The organism is Microbacterium sp. SORGH_AS_1204 (genome assembly GCF_030818935.1).
Classification (GTDB): domain Bacteria; phylum Actinomycetota; class Actinomycetes; order Actinomycetales; family Microbacteriaceae; genus Microbacterium.
On sequence record NZ_JAUTBD010000001.1, the window covers coordinates 3,179,109 to 3,194,802 of the forward strand.

At 70.5% G+C, this 15,694-nt stretch carries 16 protein-coding genes and 2 pseudogenes; 6 read left to right on the plus strand and 12 right to left on the minus strand.

Annotated elements, in window-relative coordinates; genetic code table 11:
- Positions 1 to 62: 62 nt before the first annotated feature.
- From QE410_RS14655 to QE410_RS14665, 3 genes are read left to right on the plus strand one after another with little or no spacing between them, the layout of a single operon-like run.
- Entirely contained in the window at positions 63 to 1,766 is a 1,704-nt protein-coding gene (locus tag QE410_RS14655; RefSeq protein ID WP_307333365.1) for a cytosine permease, read from the plus strand.
- The gene (locus QE410_RS14660; protein ID WP_307333366.1) at positions 1,763 to 2,329 is read left to right on the plus strand and encodes a TetR/AcrR family transcriptional regulator; all 567 of its coding nucleotides are present in this window, start codon (positions 1,763 to 1,765) and stop codon (positions 2,327 to 2,329) included. Before QE410_RS14655 ends, QE410_RS14660 begins: the two co-directional genes overlap by 4 nt.
- Positions 2,329 to 2,907 (plus strand): TetR/AcrR family transcriptional regulator, encoded by a 579-nt coding sequence (locus tag QE410_RS14665; protein WP_307333368.1) that lies wholly within the window; start codon positions 2,329 to 2,331, stop codon positions 2,905 to 2,907. The genes QE410_RS14660 and QE410_RS14665 overlap by 1 nt, the downstream gene beginning before the upstream one ends.
- 348 nt (positions 2,908 to 3,255) lie before the next feature.
- On the opposite strand, the gene QE410_RS14670 is transcribed toward QE410_RS14665, so the two are convergent.
- From QE410_RS14670 to QE410_RS17155, 8 genes and pseudogenes are all read right to left on the minus strand, one after another.
- Entirely contained in the window at positions 3,256 to 4,710 is a 1,455-nt protein-coding gene (locus QE410_RS14670) for a cation acetate symporter (protein ID WP_307333370.1), read from the minus strand.
- A complete protein-coding gene (locus QE410_RS14675; protein WP_307333371.1) occupies positions 4,707 to 5,099 on the minus strand; it encodes a heavy metal transporter in 393 nt (130 codons plus the stop codon). The genes QE410_RS14670 and QE410_RS14675 overlap by 4 nt, the downstream gene beginning before the upstream one ends.
- 235 nt (positions 5,100 to 5,334) lie before the next feature.
- Positions 5,335 to 6,039, minus strand: coding sequence for a LytTR family DNA-binding domain-containing protein (locus QE410_RS14680; RefSeq protein ID WP_307333372.1), 705 nt, complete (start codon positions 6,037 to 6,039; stop codon positions 5,335 to 5,337).
- A complete protein-coding gene (locus QE410_RS14685; protein WP_307333373.1) occupies positions 6,036 to 7,208 on the minus strand; it encodes a sensor histidine kinase in 1,173 nt (390 codons plus the stop codon). Before QE410_RS14685 ends, QE410_RS14680 begins: the two co-directional genes overlap by 4 nt.
- Before the next feature lie 13 nt (positions 7,209 to 7,221).
- A complete protein-coding gene (locus QE410_RS14690; RefSeq protein WP_307333375.1) occupies positions 7,222 to 7,449 on the minus strand; it encodes a YbdD/YjiX family protein in 228 nt (75 codons plus the stop codon).
- 20 nt (positions 7,450 to 7,469) lie between these two features.
- Entirely contained in the window at positions 7,470 to 9,734 is a 2,265-nt protein-coding gene (locus QE410_RS14695; RefSeq protein WP_307333377.1) for a carbon starvation CstA family protein, read from the minus strand.
- A gap of 176 nt (positions 9,735 to 9,910) precedes the next feature.
- Complete coding sequence (locus QE410_RS14700; RefSeq protein WP_307333378.1) at positions 9,911 to 10,804, minus strand: PfkB family carbohydrate kinase; 894 nt, start codon at positions 10,802 to 10,804, stop codon at positions 9,911 to 9,913.
- Between the two features lie 111 nt (positions 10,805 to 10,915).
- Positions 10,916 to 11,074 (minus strand): annotated as a pseudogene (locus tag QE410_RS17155) (GH32 C-terminal domain-containing protein); the annotation flags it as partial.
- 121 nt (positions 11,075 to 11,195) lie between these two features.
- On the opposite strand from QE410_RS17155, the gene QE410_RS14705 reads away from it, so the two are divergent.
- Genes QE410_RS14705 through QE410_RS14715 form a run of 3 tightly spaced genes read left to right on the plus strand, consistent with a single transcriptional unit; the run spans position 11,196 to position 12,745 of the window.
- Entirely contained in the window at positions 11,196 to 11,534 is a 339-nt protein-coding gene (locus QE410_RS14705) for a GNAT family N-acetyltransferase (protein WP_307333380.1), read from the plus strand.
- Entirely contained in the window at positions 11,531 to 12,553 is a 1,023-nt protein-coding gene (locus tag QE410_RS14710; protein ID WP_307333381.1) for a pirin family protein, read from the plus strand. Before QE410_RS14705 ends, QE410_RS14710 begins: the two co-directional genes overlap by 4 nt.
- A 54-nt stretch (positions 12,554 to 12,607) precedes the next feature.
- Entirely contained in the window at positions 12,608 to 12,745 is a 138-nt protein-coding gene (locus tag QE410_RS14715; RefSeq protein ID WP_307333383.1) for a hypothetical protein, read from the plus strand.
- Positions 12,746 to 12,977: 232 nt separating this feature from the next.
- On the opposite strand, the pseudogene QE410_RS14720 reads toward QE410_RS14715, so the two are convergent.
- From QE410_RS14720 to QE410_RS14735, 4 genes and pseudogenes are all read right to left on the minus strand, one after another.
- A pseudogene (locus tag QE410_RS14720) lies at positions 12,978 to 13,634 on the minus strand (HpcH/HpaI aldolase/citrate lyase family protein); the annotation flags it as partial.
- The gene (locus QE410_RS14725) at positions 13,577 to 14,524 is read right to left on the minus strand and encodes an aldo/keto reductase (protein ID WP_307333385.1); all 948 of its coding nucleotides are present in this window, start codon (positions 14,522 to 14,524) and stop codon (positions 13,577 to 13,579) included. The pseudogene QE410_RS14720 and the gene QE410_RS14725, both read right to left, overlap by 58 nt.
- Positions 14,521 to 14,781 carry an exo-alpha-sialidase gene (locus QE410_RS14730; RefSeq protein ID WP_307333387.1) on the minus strand — a complete coding sequence of 87 codons (261 nt, stop codon included), beginning with the start codon at positions 14,779 to 14,781 and terminating at the stop codon, positions 14,521 to 14,523. Before QE410_RS14730 ends, QE410_RS14725 begins: the two co-directional genes overlap by 4 nt.
- A 52-nt stretch (positions 14,782 to 14,833) precedes the next feature.
- Positions 14,834 to 15,694: a sialidase family protein gene (locus tag QE410_RS14735; RefSeq protein ID WP_307333390.1), complete on the minus strand. Its 861-nt coding sequence runs from the start codon at positions 15,692 to 15,694 to the stop codon at positions 14,834 to 14,836.

Consider the following 15,694-nt stretch of genomic DNA (forward strand, 5'->3'; position numbering starts at 1 on the left):
TCGCTGCGGCAACGCGCGGGAAACGCGGGGCGGCGAGGATTTCTGCGCAGGGAACGAGCGAGGTGAGCGTGCGCGAACGGGCGGCTGGAGGCAGACCCCTCCGCGGTGACGCACGCGCCGCCGCGGAGGACAGTCTCGAGGACTACGCCTTCCGCTACGTCCCTCGCTCGTTCCGCCGGTGGAGCGCCGTATCGGTGGGCGCCACCGCGCTCGGGTCGATCGCGTTCCTCGCCGACTTCTCCATCGGCGCGAGCATCGGGCTCGAGCACGGCGCCCAGAACGCCGCTCTCGGTGTCGTCGTGGCATCCGTCATCATCTTCGCCGTGGGGTTCCCGGTCGCGTTCTACGGCGCCCGGTACAACATCGACCTCGACCTCATCGCGCGCGGTTCGGGGTTCGGCTACTACGGCTCGATCATCACCACGATCATCTTCGCGGGCTTCACCTGCATCTTCTTCGCGCTCGAGGGCGCGATCATGGCGCAGGGGCTGGAGGTGGCCGCGGGAGTCCCCCTGCCGATCGGGTACGCCATCTCCACCGTGGTCGTCGTCCCCATCGTGATCTTCGGGATGCGAGCGCTGGAGCGCCTGCACTTCTGGACGACGCCGCTGTGGCTCGTGCTGGCGCTCGTGCCGTTGGCGTGGGTGCTCATCTCGCAACCGAGCACCGTGGCGGGCTTCTGGTCGTTCGCCGGGGAATCCGACGGCACGGTCTCGCTCGGAGCCGTCGCCTCCAGCGCCGCGGTCTGCTTCGCCCTGACCCCGCAGCTGGCGGAGCAGATCGACTACATCCGCGTCATGCCGCCCCTGACCCGCGCCAACCGCCGCTCGTGGTGGACGGCGTTCGTGTTCAGCGGACCGGGCTGGGTCATCTTCAGCGGCACGAAGCAGATCATCGGCATCTTCTTGGCCGTCTACCTGGTGACCAAGATCGACCCGTCGATCGACGACGACGCCGTCGAGCCGGTCAAGCAATTCCTGGGGCTCTACGAGTCGCTGCTGCCCGAATGGCTGGCGCTCGTTCTCGTGCTGCTGCTCATCGTCGTCGCGCAGGTCAAGATCAACGTCACCAACGCCTACTCCGGATCGCTGGCCTGGTCGAACGTGTTCACCCGGACGACCAAGCGCTACCCCGGCCGCACGGTGTTCGTCGTGTTCAACCTCGTCATCGCCCTCTCTCTCATGCTGATGGACGTGTTCAGCCTCATCTCGTTCGTGCTGAGCCTCTACGCCAACGTCGTGATGGCCTGGCTGGTGACGATCTCGGTCGACATCGTCGTCAACAAGCACGTTCTGCGTCTGTCTCCCCGGTTCCCGGAGTTCCGCCGCGGCATGCTGCACGACTGGAACCCCGTCGGGCCGGTCTCGGTCGGCCTGGCATCGGTCGCCTCCCTGCTGTGCTTCGCCGGCGTGTTCGGCCCCGGGATGCAACCGCTGTCGGTACTCGTCGCCATCGGTGTGGCAGCGGTCGTCACGCCCGCGATGGCGGTCGTCACGCGCGGGCGGTACTACCTGCGACGCCGCTCGGACGGCATCCCGCTCCCCCTTCTCGACGAGGACGGCAACCCGTCGGGCGAGCGCCTGCGTTGCCACGTCACGGGCTACGTCTTCGAACGGCCGGATATGCTGGTTTCGGCAGAACCGGGCCCGGGGGGAGAGGTGCAGTTCGTGTCGTCGCTGGCGTTGACGCTCGACGATTCAGATCGCTACGTGCTTCCCCCCGAGCCCGTCGACGCCGCCCGCGACGACGGCCTGGAGGCGAGATGAACGACGAAGCGACGGGGTCGACGCCGTCTCTGCTCGCGGGTGCCGCCGTGCTGCTGCGTCACCGCACATTCGAAGACATCTCGTACGCCGACATCGCCGAGCTCGCCGATGTGTCGGAACGCACGGTCTATCGCCGGTTCCCCACGCGGTCGCATCTTCTCGAGGCGCTCGCCGCCTGGATCGATGACGAGCACCTGCCGCTGAGCGCCTTCCACACACTGGCCGAGTTCCGTTCTGCCGTTCACGGGCGTTTCCGCGCGTACGACGCCCAGCCGGCGCTGGCCTTCGTCGCCGCCCGCGGCGCCGCCCTCTCTCCCACGGGGCAGCGCTCGGCATCCGTTCTCACCGAGGCCATCGTCGCGATGCTCGCCGAGACGGCCCCCCATCTGAACCGTCGCGACGCCCACCGCGCCGCCGCCACCCTGCGCACCTTCGCCTCGGCCATGTACTGGGCACGGCTTCGCACCTCGTTCGACGCCGACGCCGAGACCACCTCGCGGCTGTTCGACCGCGCCGTCGACCGCGTGCTGCCCGCCGCGACCGGGGCCGCGCGGGCCGCGTGATGGCCGCGCGCAAGACGCAGGACAACGCCCCCGGCACCGAGACCGCGATCCTCGTCGCCTACGCCGAGCTCATCGAAGAGGTCGGCACGGATGACGTGTCGTTCCGCATCATCGCCTCTCGCGCCGGCGTCGGCGAGCGCACGGTCTTCCGCTACTACCCCGCCCGTGCCGACCTGCTGCTCGCCACGGCGGCGTGGATCGAAGCGACGATCTTCTCGCGCCCGGCGTCGGAGTCGATCTTCGACGTGCCCCTCGCCATCCGCGAGACGATGGCCGCCTACGAGCGCCGGCCCGAGCTCGCGCACGTCGTGGCCGAGACCGCGATGCGCGGCGTCAACGGCGCCGATCCCGCACCGCACCGGGCGGAGTTCGAGCGGCTGCTCGACCGCGAGATCACCGGCCTCGACGCCGACGAGCGCCTCACCATCGTCACGGCGCTGAGCCACCTCGACTCCTCCACCACCTGGGTCACGATGCGGCACGAGCTCGGCCTGCGCGGGCGCGACATCGCGGATGCCGCGGCCTGGGCGGCGGAGGCGGTGCTGGACCCGCTGCGGGCGCGGGCGCGGCACGGCTGACGCCCGCTTCTCACGTCGGCCCGGCGCGCGGGAGTGTTCTCGCGCGGTGAGAAACGCGATTCCGTGGCAGAAACGCCTCGACACCGCGTTTCTCACTGCGGATGGCGTTTCTCGGCGCATGCGGGGGCACACGGGAACGCCCCCGCGCCACTCGCGCATTCTCATGCGGAGCGGGGGTACGGCGTGTATTTCCGGCGAGAAACGCGATTCCGTGGCAGAAACGCCTCGACACCGCGTTTCCCCCCGCGGATGCCGTTTCTCGGCGCAGGCGTTATCGCTGCACGCCCGAACGGAACGCGCTCACCGCCGCCCGGCGAAGCCCCGCCGCCGACGCCGCACGTGCCCGCCTCACGCGTCCGGCGTGTGCAGACGCGCCAGGTACCGCTCCACGCGCACGGGCGCTCCACCGCGGTCGAGCAGCGACACCGTGACGATGACCGCCGTGGTCAACGGGATCGTCCAAGCCGCCGGCTGCGTCACCAGCACCGCCAATCCACTGGTGCCGCGCAGTGCCCCACCCGCCAGCAGCGCCGCCCCGCACGACAGGGCACCGACCACCATGCCCGCCACCGCCCCGCGCGCGGTGAGGCGCGGCCACCACACGCCCAGCAGCAGCACGGGCGACAGGGTCGACGCCGCGAAGACGAACACCAGGCCGACGCTGGCCACGAGCCCGGCCGGCTGCGTCAGCAACGCCACCCCCAACGGCACTGCCGTGCACAGCACCGCTGAGAGACGGAACGACCGCACTCCCCCGCCGAAGACGTCTTGGCTGACGACGCCGGCGAGCGAGACGACGAGCCCCGACGACGTCGCCAGGAAGGCGGCAAACGCCCCGGCGACCAGGAGCGAGGTCAGCAGTTCGCCCAGCAGCCCCGGGAAAATCCGCGACGGCAGCGCGAGCACGACCGTGTCGGCGACGCCCGGCGCCGCCAGATCGGGGGCGACCACCCGCGCGATCAGGCCCATGGTCGACGACACCGCGTAGAACGCGCCGATCAGCACGATGACGACCACCGTGGTGCGCCGGGCCGAGGCGCCGTTCGGACTGGTGTAGAACCGCACGAGCACGTGGGGCAGACCGATGGTGCCGAGCAGCAGAGCGAGCAGCAGCGAGACGGTCGCATATACGTCGAGGGCACCCGGGCCGCTCTCGGCCGGGAACACGCGCGCGGGATCGATGTCGAAGCCGCCGCCCGAGAGCGCCGCGAGCAGGAACACCGCGGGCACCAGCAGCGCCGTGAGCTTGAGCCAGTACTGGAAGGCCTGCACCGCCGTGATCGCCCGCATCCCGCCGGCCGCGACGATACCCGCCACCAGCACGGCGACGAGCACCCCGCCCGTCCACGGCGGCACGTCGGCGACGACCCCGAGCGCGAGCGATGCGCCGTGCAGCTGCGGCACGATGTACAGCCACCCGATCACGAGCACGACGACACTGGTGACCCGGCGCACCGCGCGCGACTCCAGCCGCGCCTCGACGAAGTCGGGGATCGTGTACGCCCCGCTCCGACGCAGGGGCGCTGCGACGAACAGCAGCACGAGCAGATACCCCGCCGCGTAGCCGATCGGGAACCAGAACCCCTCCGCTCCCGAGAGCAGCACGAGGCCCGCCAGGCCGAGGAACGTGCCGGCCGAGAGGTACTCGCCGCTGATGGCCGAGGCATTCCAGACGCTTCCCACGCTGCGGGATGCCACGAAGAAGTCGCTACGCGTGCGGGACGACCGGATGCCGGCGAAGCCGAGCGCCGCGGTCATCATCACGAGCAGTCCCACCGCGGCGAGGTCGAACACCGGATTCACGCGGCATCCTCGGGTTCGGTGAGCTGCCGGTATCGACGTTCGTTTCGCGCTGCGGCCCGGGCGTAGATCAGGGCGAAGACCAGGATCAGGGGGTAGAAGCCGTACGCGTGCAGGACCCACGACAGGGGCACCGCGAACACCGTCGGGTCGCCGAGCGACGGCAGGGCGGCGATGACGCCGGTCAGTGCCGCCGCCACGACCAGGAACGCCGTGACGCACCCGAGCGCGAGACGCAGCTGTGCACGCACCAGACCTCGCGAGAACACCTCGTCGGCGTCGTCGGCCACACGTCCCGGCAAGGCGAACCCGCGCGTCGCGGGCCGCGACACCCGCCCCGCGGTGGATGCCGTGACCCGCACGCGCGGCAGGGGACGCTCGTCGTCGGTCATGGCATCCCATCGTGACACCCGCTCTCGTCTGCGTCGATGCGCAAGCCGACCCGATGGGTGCCACTGACTCGCGCCGTATGCACGCCGACGCGCTCATCCGGCGGGCATTTCCCGCAAGTCAACAGAGAGGGCGGCGCGGCGACGCCAGCAGCGCGGCGGCGCCGGCAGCGCGGCGACATCGGCAGCGCACCGACGCCGGCAGCGCAGCGGCCCTAGCAGCGCAGCGGGTGCGGAGTCAGCGCAGCAGCGCGTCGCGCACGGAGGGCAGGAGCCGCCGGCTCACCGGCAACTCCACGTCGGCGAGCACCACGGTGGGCGCCGCGCCCGCCAAACGCACCTCGGTGACGGCGTCGCGGTGCACGAGGGAGGAGCGGTGCACGCGCACGAAGCCGGCATCGGCCCACCGTTCGGCGAGCTCCGACAGGGGCACGCGCACCAGGTGATCGGATGCCGCGGTGTACAGCCGCGAGTAGTCGCCGTTCGCCTGCACCCAGCGCACCTCCGCCCGCCGCACGAGGCGGGTGGTCGCGCCGACCGTCACGGCGATGGTCTCGTCGTCCACAGTGTCGGCGCCGGGGGAGGAGGCGAGCGCGCGCCCGAGCGCACGGTACAACCGTTCGACGCGCACGGGCTTCAGCACGTAGTCGACCGCCTCGAGGTCGAACGCCCGCACCGCGCCGGAGTCATCGGCCGTCACGAAGACGACGGCGGGGCGAGAGCGGAGCCCCGCAAGCGCCTTCGCGAGATCGAAGCCGGTGATGCCGGGCATGTGGATGTCGAGGAACGCCACCGCGATCCCGCCCCCTTCGAGCAGCCGCAGCGCCTCGGCTCCCCCGCTCGCGGTGTGCACGACCGTCACCCGGGGGTCGGCGGCGAGCAGCGTCGCCAGCTCATGAAGCGCGGGCGCCTCGTCGTCGGCCACGAGCACCTCGACGCTCATGCGCGCGCCGTCTCGTGCTGCGGCTGCGACTTGGGCACCCGCAGGCGCACCGATGTTCCCGAGCCGACGTTGGTCTCGATCACGAGCCCCCCACCCGGGCCGTAGAGCTGGCGCAGCCGCGCGTCGACGTTGCGGAGTCCCACGTGCGACGCCGGGGCGTCGAGGTCGAGCAGGGTGGCGAGCTCATCGGGGTCCATCCCCACGCCGTCGTCGTCGACGATGACCTCGGTATGCGTGCCGTCGTCGATCGACGTCACGGTGAGCACGCCCCCGCGTTCGCGTCGCTCCAGCCCATGGCGCACCGCATTCTCGACCAGGGGTTGCACCGACAGGAACGGGATGACGGTCGCCAGCGTCTCGGGGGCGATGCGCAGCCGCACGGTCAGGCGGTCGCCGAAGCGCGCGCGCTCCAGTTCGAGGTAGGAGTGGATGCTGCGGAGCTCTTCCGACAGCGTCGTGAACTCGCCCTGCCGGCGAAAGGAGTACCGCGTGAAATCGGCGAACTCGAGCACGAGATCACGCGCCCGGGGCGGGTCGGTCGAGATGAACGACGCGATGGCGGTGAGGGCGTTGTAGATGAAGTGGGGGCTGATCTGCGCCCGCAGCGCCCTGAGCTCCGCCTCGGCGAGGGCCGCGCGAGACGCGTCGAGCCCCGCGAGCTCGATCTGGGCCGCGCACCAGTCGGCGACATCGCCCGTGGCACGCACGAGCGGAGCGCGCACGTCGGCGGCGAAGGCGACGACCGCGCCCCACACCCGCCCGTCGACGACGATCGGCGCGCCGACCGCGGCTTCGCGGGCCTCGCTGAAGACCTGCCGACGTCCCGACTCGTACACGCGGGCGGCGATCCGCCGGGCGGGTCCGGCGAGCGCCTCGGGGCCGTCGACGGCCACCCGATCGGTCCCCGACTCCACGATCGCCACCGCGTCGGCGGCCAGCAGCACGCGCAGGTGCTTCGCCGCGCGGGCGGCATCCGGTTCGTCGCGTCCGCCGCGCAGCGCCGCCGCCGCGGCCGCCGCGACGTGCAGCGTGCGATGGGTGGCCCGTTCGGCGTCGCTGCCGAGGTCGCGCGGGGCGAGCGCGAAGCGGCGAGCGTAGACGAGGACCAGGGTCAGTGCGACGCCGACGACCACGCCCGCCGCACCGGCGAGCAGCGGGGCATCGAGCATTGTCGAAGCCTACTCAGCAGCAGCGCGCGCCCGGATTGCGGTCCTGCTCGGCGGTGCGCTGCCGCCAGAACTGCCGCTCGCTGAGCGGCGTCGCGTCGGGGTGCTGGGCCTTCAGATGCGCGACGTACACGTCGTAGGCCCGGTCGCCCATCAGTGTCGTGACGTACCACCGGATGCCACGACCCGCCCGCACCACCCGTGCGCCGACGCGCTGCAGGGGGCCGGGGGCCGTGGCATCCATGTTCGTCATCTCCCGCGGACTCAGTGGTGCGACGAGACGGACGGGCGGCCGGGGTGGTCGGCGGGGAGGGCCTCCCACTCCTTCTCGATCTCGCGCTCCTCCTTCGTGGCGAGGAAGCCCGCGGCGGCGAAGCGACGGGAGGGCACGGGCGCATCCTCGAGGTTCTCTCCGCCGCCGGCCCGCAGCGCCTTGACCGTCACGATCACCGCCATGACGATCACGATGATCGCGAGCGTGACGAAGATCACCGACAGCACGCCCTGCACGAAGGTGTTGCGCACGACGGCCTCCATCGCAGCGACGCTCTTGGCCGTGCCGAACTCGGTCTTGCCCTCGGCGAGCGCCCCGCGGAAGGCGAAGTGGTTGGCCCAGTATCCGACCGCCGGCACCGGCGAGAAGATCTTGTACATGGATGCCGTGATCGTCACGACCGCGGCGAAGGCCAGCGGCACGGCGACGATCCACAGCCACCGGAAGTACGACCGGCCCCGTTTGGCGACGATCGCGAGCACCACGGCAAGCGCGATCGCGGCGAGCAGCTGGTTGGCGATACCGAAGAGCGGGAAGAAGGTGTTGATGCCGCCGAGCGGGTCGGTCACACCGAGGATGAGGATCGAGCCCCAGCCCGCGACCATGATCGCCGTGCAGATCCAGGCACCGGGCCGCCACGACAGGTCCTTGAACTTCGGGATGACGGTGCCGATCGAGTCCTGGAGCATGAAGCGGGCCACGCGGGTTCCGGCATCCACTGCCGTGAGGATGAACAGCGCTTCGAACATGATCGCGAAGTGGTACCAGAACGCCATCATCGCCTGACCGCCGAGGGCCTGCTGCATGATGTGCGCGAGACCCAACGCGAGGGTCGGGGCACCACCGGTGCGCGAGACGATCGAGCTCTCGCCGACCGCCGCGGCTGTGGAGGTGAGCATGTCGGGCGTGAGGTCGACGCCCGCGAGGCCGAGGCCGTTCACGAACGCGACGGCCCCCTCGACGGTGCCGAGGGTCGCGGCGGGCGAGGAGTTCATCGCGAAGTAGATGCCCCGGTCGATCGACAGGGCGGCGACGAGCGCCATGATCGCCACGAACGACTCCATCAGCATGCCGCCGTAGCCGATGAAGCGCGTCTGGCGCTCCTTCTCGACGAGCTTGGGCGTCGTGCCCGAGGCGATGAGGGCGTGGAACCCGCTCAAGGCACCGCAGGCGATCGTGACGAAGAGGAACGGGAAGATGGGGCCGCTGAACACGGGGCCCGTCTGGCCGCCGGCGAACTCGCTGAACGCGGGCACCGAGATCTCGGGCCGCACGAGCACGATCGCGCCGGCGAGCATGACGATCACGCCGACCTTCATGAAGGTCGACAGGTAGTCGCGCGGGGCGAGCAGCAGCCACACCGGCAGCACCGCCGCGACGAAGCCGTAGATGATGATGCCCCAGGCGATGACCGTGCGGTCGAGGTGGAAGGCCGCGTAGCCCCACTCGGTCGAGGCGACCCAGCCGCCGGCGACGATCGCGCCGATCAGCAGCACGAAGCCGATGATCGAGATCTCGGTGATGCGTCCCGGGCGGATGTAGCGCAGGTACAGGCCCATGAAGAGAGCGATCGGAATCGTCATCGAGACGCTGAAGACGCCCCACGGGCTCTCGCCGAGCGCGTTCACCACGACGAGCGCGAGGATCGCGACGATGATCAGCATGATGAGCAGGCTGGCGAGGATCGCCGCGGTGCCACCGATCCTGCCCAGCTCGTCACGAGCCATCTGGCCGATCGTGCGGCCGCCGCGACGCATCGAGAAGAACAGCACGAGGTAGTCCTGCACCGCGCCGGCGAGGATGACGCCGACGATGATCCAGATCGTTCCCGGCAGGTAGCCCATCTGGGCGGCGAGGACCGGACCGACGAGCGGGCCGGCACCGGCGATGGCGGCGAAGTGGTGGCCGTAGAGCACGCGGCGGTCGGTGGGGACGTAGTCCTTACCGTCCTGCTTGCGCTCGGCGGGGGTCGCCCGGCGGTCGTCGGGGCGCGCGATGTAGCGCTCGATGACCTTCGAGTAGAAGCGATACCCGATCAGATACGTGCACACGGCCGCGAACACGAACCAGATCGCGTTGACGGTCTCTCCGCGCACGATCGCGAGCATCGTCCAGCCGAGACCACCCAGCAGGGCGATCCCGATCCAGAGCGCGATCTTCGCGGGGGTCCATCTGCTGCGGAGCTTGTCGGGCTCCACGGCGACGGGGGGAAGGGTCGGATCGGTGACGATGTCGTCGTCGACGGAAGCGCTCATGGGATCTCCTGCTCGCGGCACTGCGGACTCGCCGACGGTAAGGGATGCCGCGGCGGCGGGCCAGCGGCATCCGTCGATCGTGCGGTGAGCGGCGCGAACGGTGCGACGAGCGGCGTGCGCAGACGGGGGCTTCGAGCCGCTGAGCCTGCTGAAGGAAGCGGACCCCCTGTGGGTCGCTACGCCGGCAGATCCGACGCGCGAACGTCCTCTTTCCACGGCAGGTCCGCGCCGGCGCGGCTCACCGTCTGTGACGCCAGGCCCGCGGCGAAGGCCCCGAGGGCGGTGAGCGCCGCGCCGTCGAGCGAGTCGTCGTGGAGGTACCTGTCGATGAGCCCCACCATGAACGTGTCTCCCGCACCGATCGTGTCGACCACGTCGACGCGGACGGCGGGAACGGTCACGCGCGCGCGAGCGGAGGCGAGGATGGCCCCTTCCCCGCCGCGGGTGATGGCGGCAAGTCGGACTCCGCGCGACAGCAGCAGGTCGAGTACCGCGTCGTGGGGAACGCAGGGGTAGAGGAAATCCGCGTCCTCGTCGCTGAGCTTGACGAGGTGCGCGATGCCGCTGAGCTCCGCAAACCGGTGGACGGCTGTTTCGGGGTCACCGGTGAGGGCCGGACGGATGTTCGGGTCCAGGCTGATGATGGTGTCGTCCGGCTGGTTCGCAAGCGTGTGGAGGACGGAGTCGGCGCCGGGTTGCAGGAAGGCGGCGATGGAGCCGGTGTGTACGAGGCGAGCCTGGATGTCGGTGGGGGGCGCGAAGGCGTCCCACGCGATGTCGAAGTCGTAGGTGGCGTGACCACCCGGGCGGATGGTGGCGGTGGCGGTCGAGGTTCGAGCCGCGCGGGGACCGATGACACGCACCCGGGAATGCTCGAGGTGGCCGCGGGTCTGCGCACCGTGCGGGTCGTCGCCGAGCTGGGTGAGAAGCGCGACGGAACGACCGAGTCGGCCGAGACCGAGCGCGACGTTGGCGGGGCTTCCGCCGACGTGTTCGGCGACGGTTCCCTCGACGCCGTGCGTGATGTCGATGAGTGCTTCGCCGATGACGAGGGCGTCACAGGTGGTCATGCGGTGTGCTCCTGACCGGTGAGGTCTGCGATGCGCAGGCGCGCGAGTTTCGGGGATGCCGTCGGCGGCGGTCGCGGTGAGCGTCCATGGATCAGCCATGATGACCTGATCGGTGAGTGTCGTGGCGCCGACGCCCCAGAATATCTCGACGGATGCGGTGTCGAGGATCAGCTGAAGGCGCAGTCGTCCGTTCACGATGGGGGCGGCGATGGCCTGTCGGCAGAGAAGGTCGGGTCGACGGCGTCGGCGTCGGTCCGATCGACATCGCATCGTCCGGTGGTGGCGTCCATGAGGATTCGCGTCGCGTTGCCGTCTGCGACCGTGTCGAGGGGGTGCGGAACATCGCGGCGGCCACGTACGTTGCTGTGGACACCGACGACAGGAGACGCCGATGGCCGATGACGTGACCGTGACCCGCAACGACGAGGCGCGCCGCTACGAGATCCACGTGGGCGACGAGCTGGGCGGGTTCCTCGACTTCCGCCCCGCGGGCGACGACCGCCTGAACCTGCCCCACACCGAGGTAGACCCCGCGTTCAAGGGCCGGGGTCTCGGCAAGACCCTCGCCAGCGAAGCGCTGGGCGACCTCGCGCGCCGCGGCGGCAGCGTCATCCCCTCGTGCCCCTTCGTCGCGCACTACCTGCGTGAGAACGAGGTGCCCGGCCTCGTGGTCGAGTGGACCGACGACGACGACGCAGCCGATTCGGCGGGACCCGGCGAGCCCTCGTGACCCGCCTCGACGTCGCTCCCCCGGCATCCGAGGGCCCGGTCGAGTGCGACGGGCCGCGCGCGCTCGTCATCGAGGCACGCGAGGTGCCGCTCGGCGGCGTGCGCGGCATGGAGGTGCACCGCACGCTCCCCCACCGGGCGCTGCCGATGGTCGGCGCGTGGTGCTTCCTCGACCGGTTCGGACCGCAGGACACCCTGATGCGCGTCGAACCGCACCCGCACATCGGCCTGCAGACGGTGACGTGGCCGATCATCGGCGAGGTGCGACACCGGGATGCCGTGGGCAGCGACGTCGTGGTGCGCCCCGGCGCTCTCAACCTGATGACGAGCGGTGCGGGGATCGCGCACTCCGAGTACTCGGTGGGCGACGAACCCATCCCGCTCGATGCGCTGCAGCTGTGGGTGGCCCTGCCGGAGTCTCGTCGGCACGGCGGTCCCGCCTTCGAGCGGCACGACGATCTGCCGGTGCTCGACCTGGGCGACGGCGCCGACGCCGTCGTCGTCATGGGCTCGCTGGGTGCGGTGGACTCCCCCGCGACGGTGCACACCCCCATCGTCGGCGCCGAGCTGCGCCTGCCGGCCGGCGTCGACGTGCGCGTTCCGCTCCGCCCCGAGTGGGAGTACGCCGTCTACGGAATGACCGGCACCGCCGAGGCCGTGACGGGAATGGATGCCGTCGACGCCGATGCCGCGCGACGCCCCTCCACCGCCGGGGAGCCGGGCACCGCGGCATCCGTCGATCACACTCGGTTGGTCTACCTCGGCAAGGGTCGCGAGTCGCTGGAGCTGCGCAGCGAGGAGGGCGCCCGGGTCTTCCTGCTGGGCGGGGAGCCGTTCGAGGCCGACATCGTGATGTGGTGGAACTTCGTCGGCCGCTCGCACGACGAGATCGTCGAGGCGCGCGAGGCGTGGGAAGCGCAGGCCGATCGCTTCGGCGCGGTCGTGGATCACGGGCCGGAGCGCATCCCGGCGCCGCCGCTGCCCGCGGTGCGGCTGACGCCCAGGAGGCGGCGGGCCTGACGTCGCGGAGGCGGCGGGCCTGACGTACAGCGGCACAATCGACGCCTCTCGGCGGTGCCTCGTCGGGATGCCGAGACGGATGCGTTCTTCGACGGCGCCGGTCAGTACCTTCTCGCCGGGCTGCTGCTGGCGGCCGCCGTCGGCGGGCGCCCGATCGCAGAGGTGCTCTCGCAGCAGCCGCCTGCTCGCTGATCGACGGCATGACGTGACCTCTGCTTCTCGGGCTGGTGATTAGGTGTCGCTCGCTGTCGCCAGGTGTCCGCGTGCGGCCGCTTCGAGGTGGACGAGGTCGCTGGCGATGGTGGTGCCGGGTGAAGCCCTCGTTGAGGCGTGTGCGGGCCGTAGCTCCGTCGGGGGTGTGGATGATGGCGGCGATCCCGTTGCTCTCGGCGGCGAGACGGACGCGCTGGAGGGCGGCGGCGAACTCGTCGGCGATCTCGGGGTCTCCGGGCCAGCGGGCGCCAAGGGCGAGCGCGAGGTCGGAGGGGCCGATGTAGAGACCGGCGAGGCCCGGGGTCGTCGCGATGTCTTCGACGTGGGCGAGTCCCTCGGCCGTTTCGATCATGGCGAGAACGACGACGCTGGCGTCGGCTTCCGCCGGGGTGGGCCCGACGCGCAGTTGCGAGCGCATCGGCCCGTAGGAGCGGATACCGTTCGGTGCATAGCGGGCGGCGGCGACCGCCTCGGCGGCATCGTCGGCGCTGTTCACGAGGGGAACGATGACGCCCAGTGCGCCGGCATCGAGCGCCTGGCCGATGGCGGTGGCGTCGTTGCTCTGCACTCGGACGAGCCCGACCGTCGCGGTGCCGCCGGCGGCGGCACCGGCGTCGATGGCCATGAGGCCGGAAAGGATGCCGTTGTAGCCGAGGAGTCCGTGTTGGGCGTCGATGGCGACATAGTCGAAGCCCACCCGCCCGAGGCGCTCGAGAACGACGGGTGCATCGAGGACCGACCAGTATCCGATGATGGGTCCGCGGCTGCGCAGGAGGTCGGCGAAGTGGGTGCTGGGCATGGTGGTGGTCCTCATCGGTTGTATGCGGGTACGGGACCGTTCAACCAGTCGCCGATCTCGTCGATGCATGCAGTCAGGTCGGGGTCGAGGGGGCCGCGGCTCAGGGTGTCCAGGTTGGACCGGACCTGCTCGGGGCGCGAGCCGCCGACGAGGACGCCGGCGACGCCGGGACGGTCGACGAGCCAGCGCAGGGCGATCTCTCGCATGTCCAGACCGGCCTGCTCCGCGACACCGCGTAGACGGTCGATGGCGTCGAACATCCGGGGGTCCCAGTACCGGTCGGTGTACATCCTGCCCAGTCGTTCGCCGCCGAACCGACCTCCTGTGGGGGGAGCATGGAAGCTGTGTTTGCCGGTGAGCAGACCGCCAGCCAGGGGGTTGTAGGCGATGACGGGTGCACCGAATCGATCAGCGGCCTCGATGTACTCGCTCTCGATGCGCCGACAGACCGCGTTGTACAGCTGCTGGCTGATGACGGGCGACTGGATGCCCCGCGCGCGCGCCTCGAACACGAGTTCGGCGAGCTGCCAGGAGGCGAAGTTGGAGATGCCCCAGGCCCGGACTCTGCCGTCGGCGAGGAGGGCGCCAAGGGTGTCGAGAGTCTCACCCACGCTCGTGGTGCGGTCGGGCTGGTGAAGGTAGTAGAGATCGAGGTGATCGGTGCGAAGTCGACGCAGCGACCCGTCGATGCAGCGTGTGATCCCCGCCGAGGACAGAGGGGCGGCGCCCTCCGCATCCGGGTGGGGCATTCCCACCTTGCTGGCGAGGCGCACGTCATCGCGGCGCCCGGTGAGGGCGCGCCCGATGATCTCTTCGCTGACGCCGCCGGCGTAGCCGTTGGCGGTGTCGATGTCGACGATGCCGGAGTCGAGAGCGGTCTTGAGGACGAGCGCGGAGGCCGTCTCGTCGAGGCCGTCTCCAAAGGTCATGGTGCCCAGCACCGCAGTCGTGCGCGTCATTCGGCGGCCTCGATCACTTCTCGTGCGACGATCACGTGCTTGATTGCGAGGCGGCAGTACGAGTAGCTGATGTGGGCGTCACCCTCGGAGTCGAGCACCACCGTCGGGTAGGACATCTCGAAAGCACGGTCCCCGGCACGCTCGGTCACCTCGGCGGGCACCGTCTCGCGCGTTTCGAGGTCGAGGACCCGGCGCCAGGTGTGGCCGCGATCGTCTGAGCGGATCAGGGAGAGGGGGATGCGATCGACACCCCACACCGAGTGTCGTTCGAGCGGGATCGGGGTGCCGGGTGCCGTGACCTTGGTGTCATCAAGGGGCTGCTCGACGTCCCCGTCTGCGGGTGCCGGGGGCTGCGGCCACGGGGTTCAGCACAGCGAGCACAGCGTCGGCGCCGAGGTGCGGGGCGCGGCGCATGTGGATGGAGGAGTTGTTGTTGGGCACCTCGAGGGCGGCAGGTGCCGACCAGGAGAGGCCGCCATCGGCAGAGACGCTGCGGTGGATCGCGTCGGCCCAGCGGCTGCGGAAGAACGCGACCAGCTCACCATCTTCGAACGGCACGATGTCCATGTGCACCGCGCCCAGGCTCGCGGGTACCGGGATCTGGGTCCAGGTGGATCCGCCGTCCGTGCTCCGCAGGACGAAGCTCGTATCGGTGTCGCCATGCCACTGACGGCCAGGCGGCAGTTCGCAGCGGAACATGGGAAGGAGCAACGTGTCGTCGTCGAGCACTACGAGGTCCTGCCGGATGAAAACGCCGCGGTCCGGGAGGAGAGGCATCGGCTCATCCCACGTGCGGCCGCCGTCCGCGGACGTCCGCTTCATGACGATCGCGGTGTCCTGCGCTCCCAGGTCTTGCGTCGTGTAGAGAAGCCAGACCGTCCCATCGGGCAAGGTGGCCAGCACGGGGTTCTGGTGGGACTGATCCGAAGACGGGGACACGAACTCCGCCGGACCCCAGGTCTCGTCCTGCGCGTCGAAGCGGGACATCTGGATGCGGACGTCCGGCATCCCCTCCCGGACGCCGGCGAACCAGACGGCGGCAAGTGTGCCATCGGGCAAGTGATGCAGGAAGGACGCGTGGTTCTCGGGACGCTGGGTCGGGATGAGCCCTTGGGGTGACCGCTTCCCTTCCACCAGAGTGGCGTCGGCGAGGGGGACGTCGTTGACCAT

Bases quoted from the DNA above. Each gene is read 5' to 3' on its own strand.
- QE410_RS14660 (WP_307333366.1), top strand. From the start codon at position 1,763: ATGAACGACGAAGCGACGGGGTCGACGCCGTCTCTGCTCGCGGGTGCC.
- QE410_RS14665 (WP_307333368.1), top strand. From the start codon at position 2,329: ATGGCCGCGCGCAAGACGCAGGACAACGCCCCCGGCACCGAGACCGCG.
- QE410_RS14675 (WP_307333371.1), bottom strand. From the start codon at position 5,099: ATGACCGACGACGAGCGTCCCCTGCCGCGCGTGCGGGTCACGGCATCC.
- QE410_RS14680 (WP_307333372.1), bottom strand. From the start codon at position 6,039: ATGAGCGTCGAGGTGCTCGTGGCCGACGACGAGGCGCCCGCGCTTCAT.
- QE410_RS14685 (WP_307333373.1), bottom strand. From the start codon at position 7,208: ATGCTCGATGCCCCGCTGCTCGCCGGTGCGGCGGGCGTGGTCGTCGGC.
- QE410_RS14690 (WP_307333375.1), bottom strand. From the start codon at position 7,449: ATGGATGCCACGGCCCCCGGCCCCCTGCAGCGCGTCGGCGCACGGGTG.
- QE410_RS14695 (WP_307333377.1), bottom strand. From the start codon at position 9,734: ATGAGCGCTTCCGTCGACGACGACATCGTCACCGATCCGACCCTTCCC.
- QE410_RS14700 (WP_307333378.1), bottom strand. From the start codon at position 10,804: ATGACCACCTGTGACGCCCTCGTCATCGGCGAAGCACTCATCGACATC.
- QE410_RS14705 (WP_307333380.1), top strand. From the start codon at position 11,196: ATGGCCGATGACGTGACCGTGACCCGCAACGACGAGGCGCGCCGCTAC.
- QE410_RS14725 (WP_307333385.1), bottom strand. From the start codon at position 14,524: ATGACGCGCACGACTGCGGTGCTGGGCACCATGACCTTTGGAGACGGC.
- QE410_RS14735 (WP_307333390.1), bottom strand. From the start codon at position 15,694: ATGGTCAACGACGTCCCCCTCGCCGACGCCACTCTGGTGGAAGGGAAG.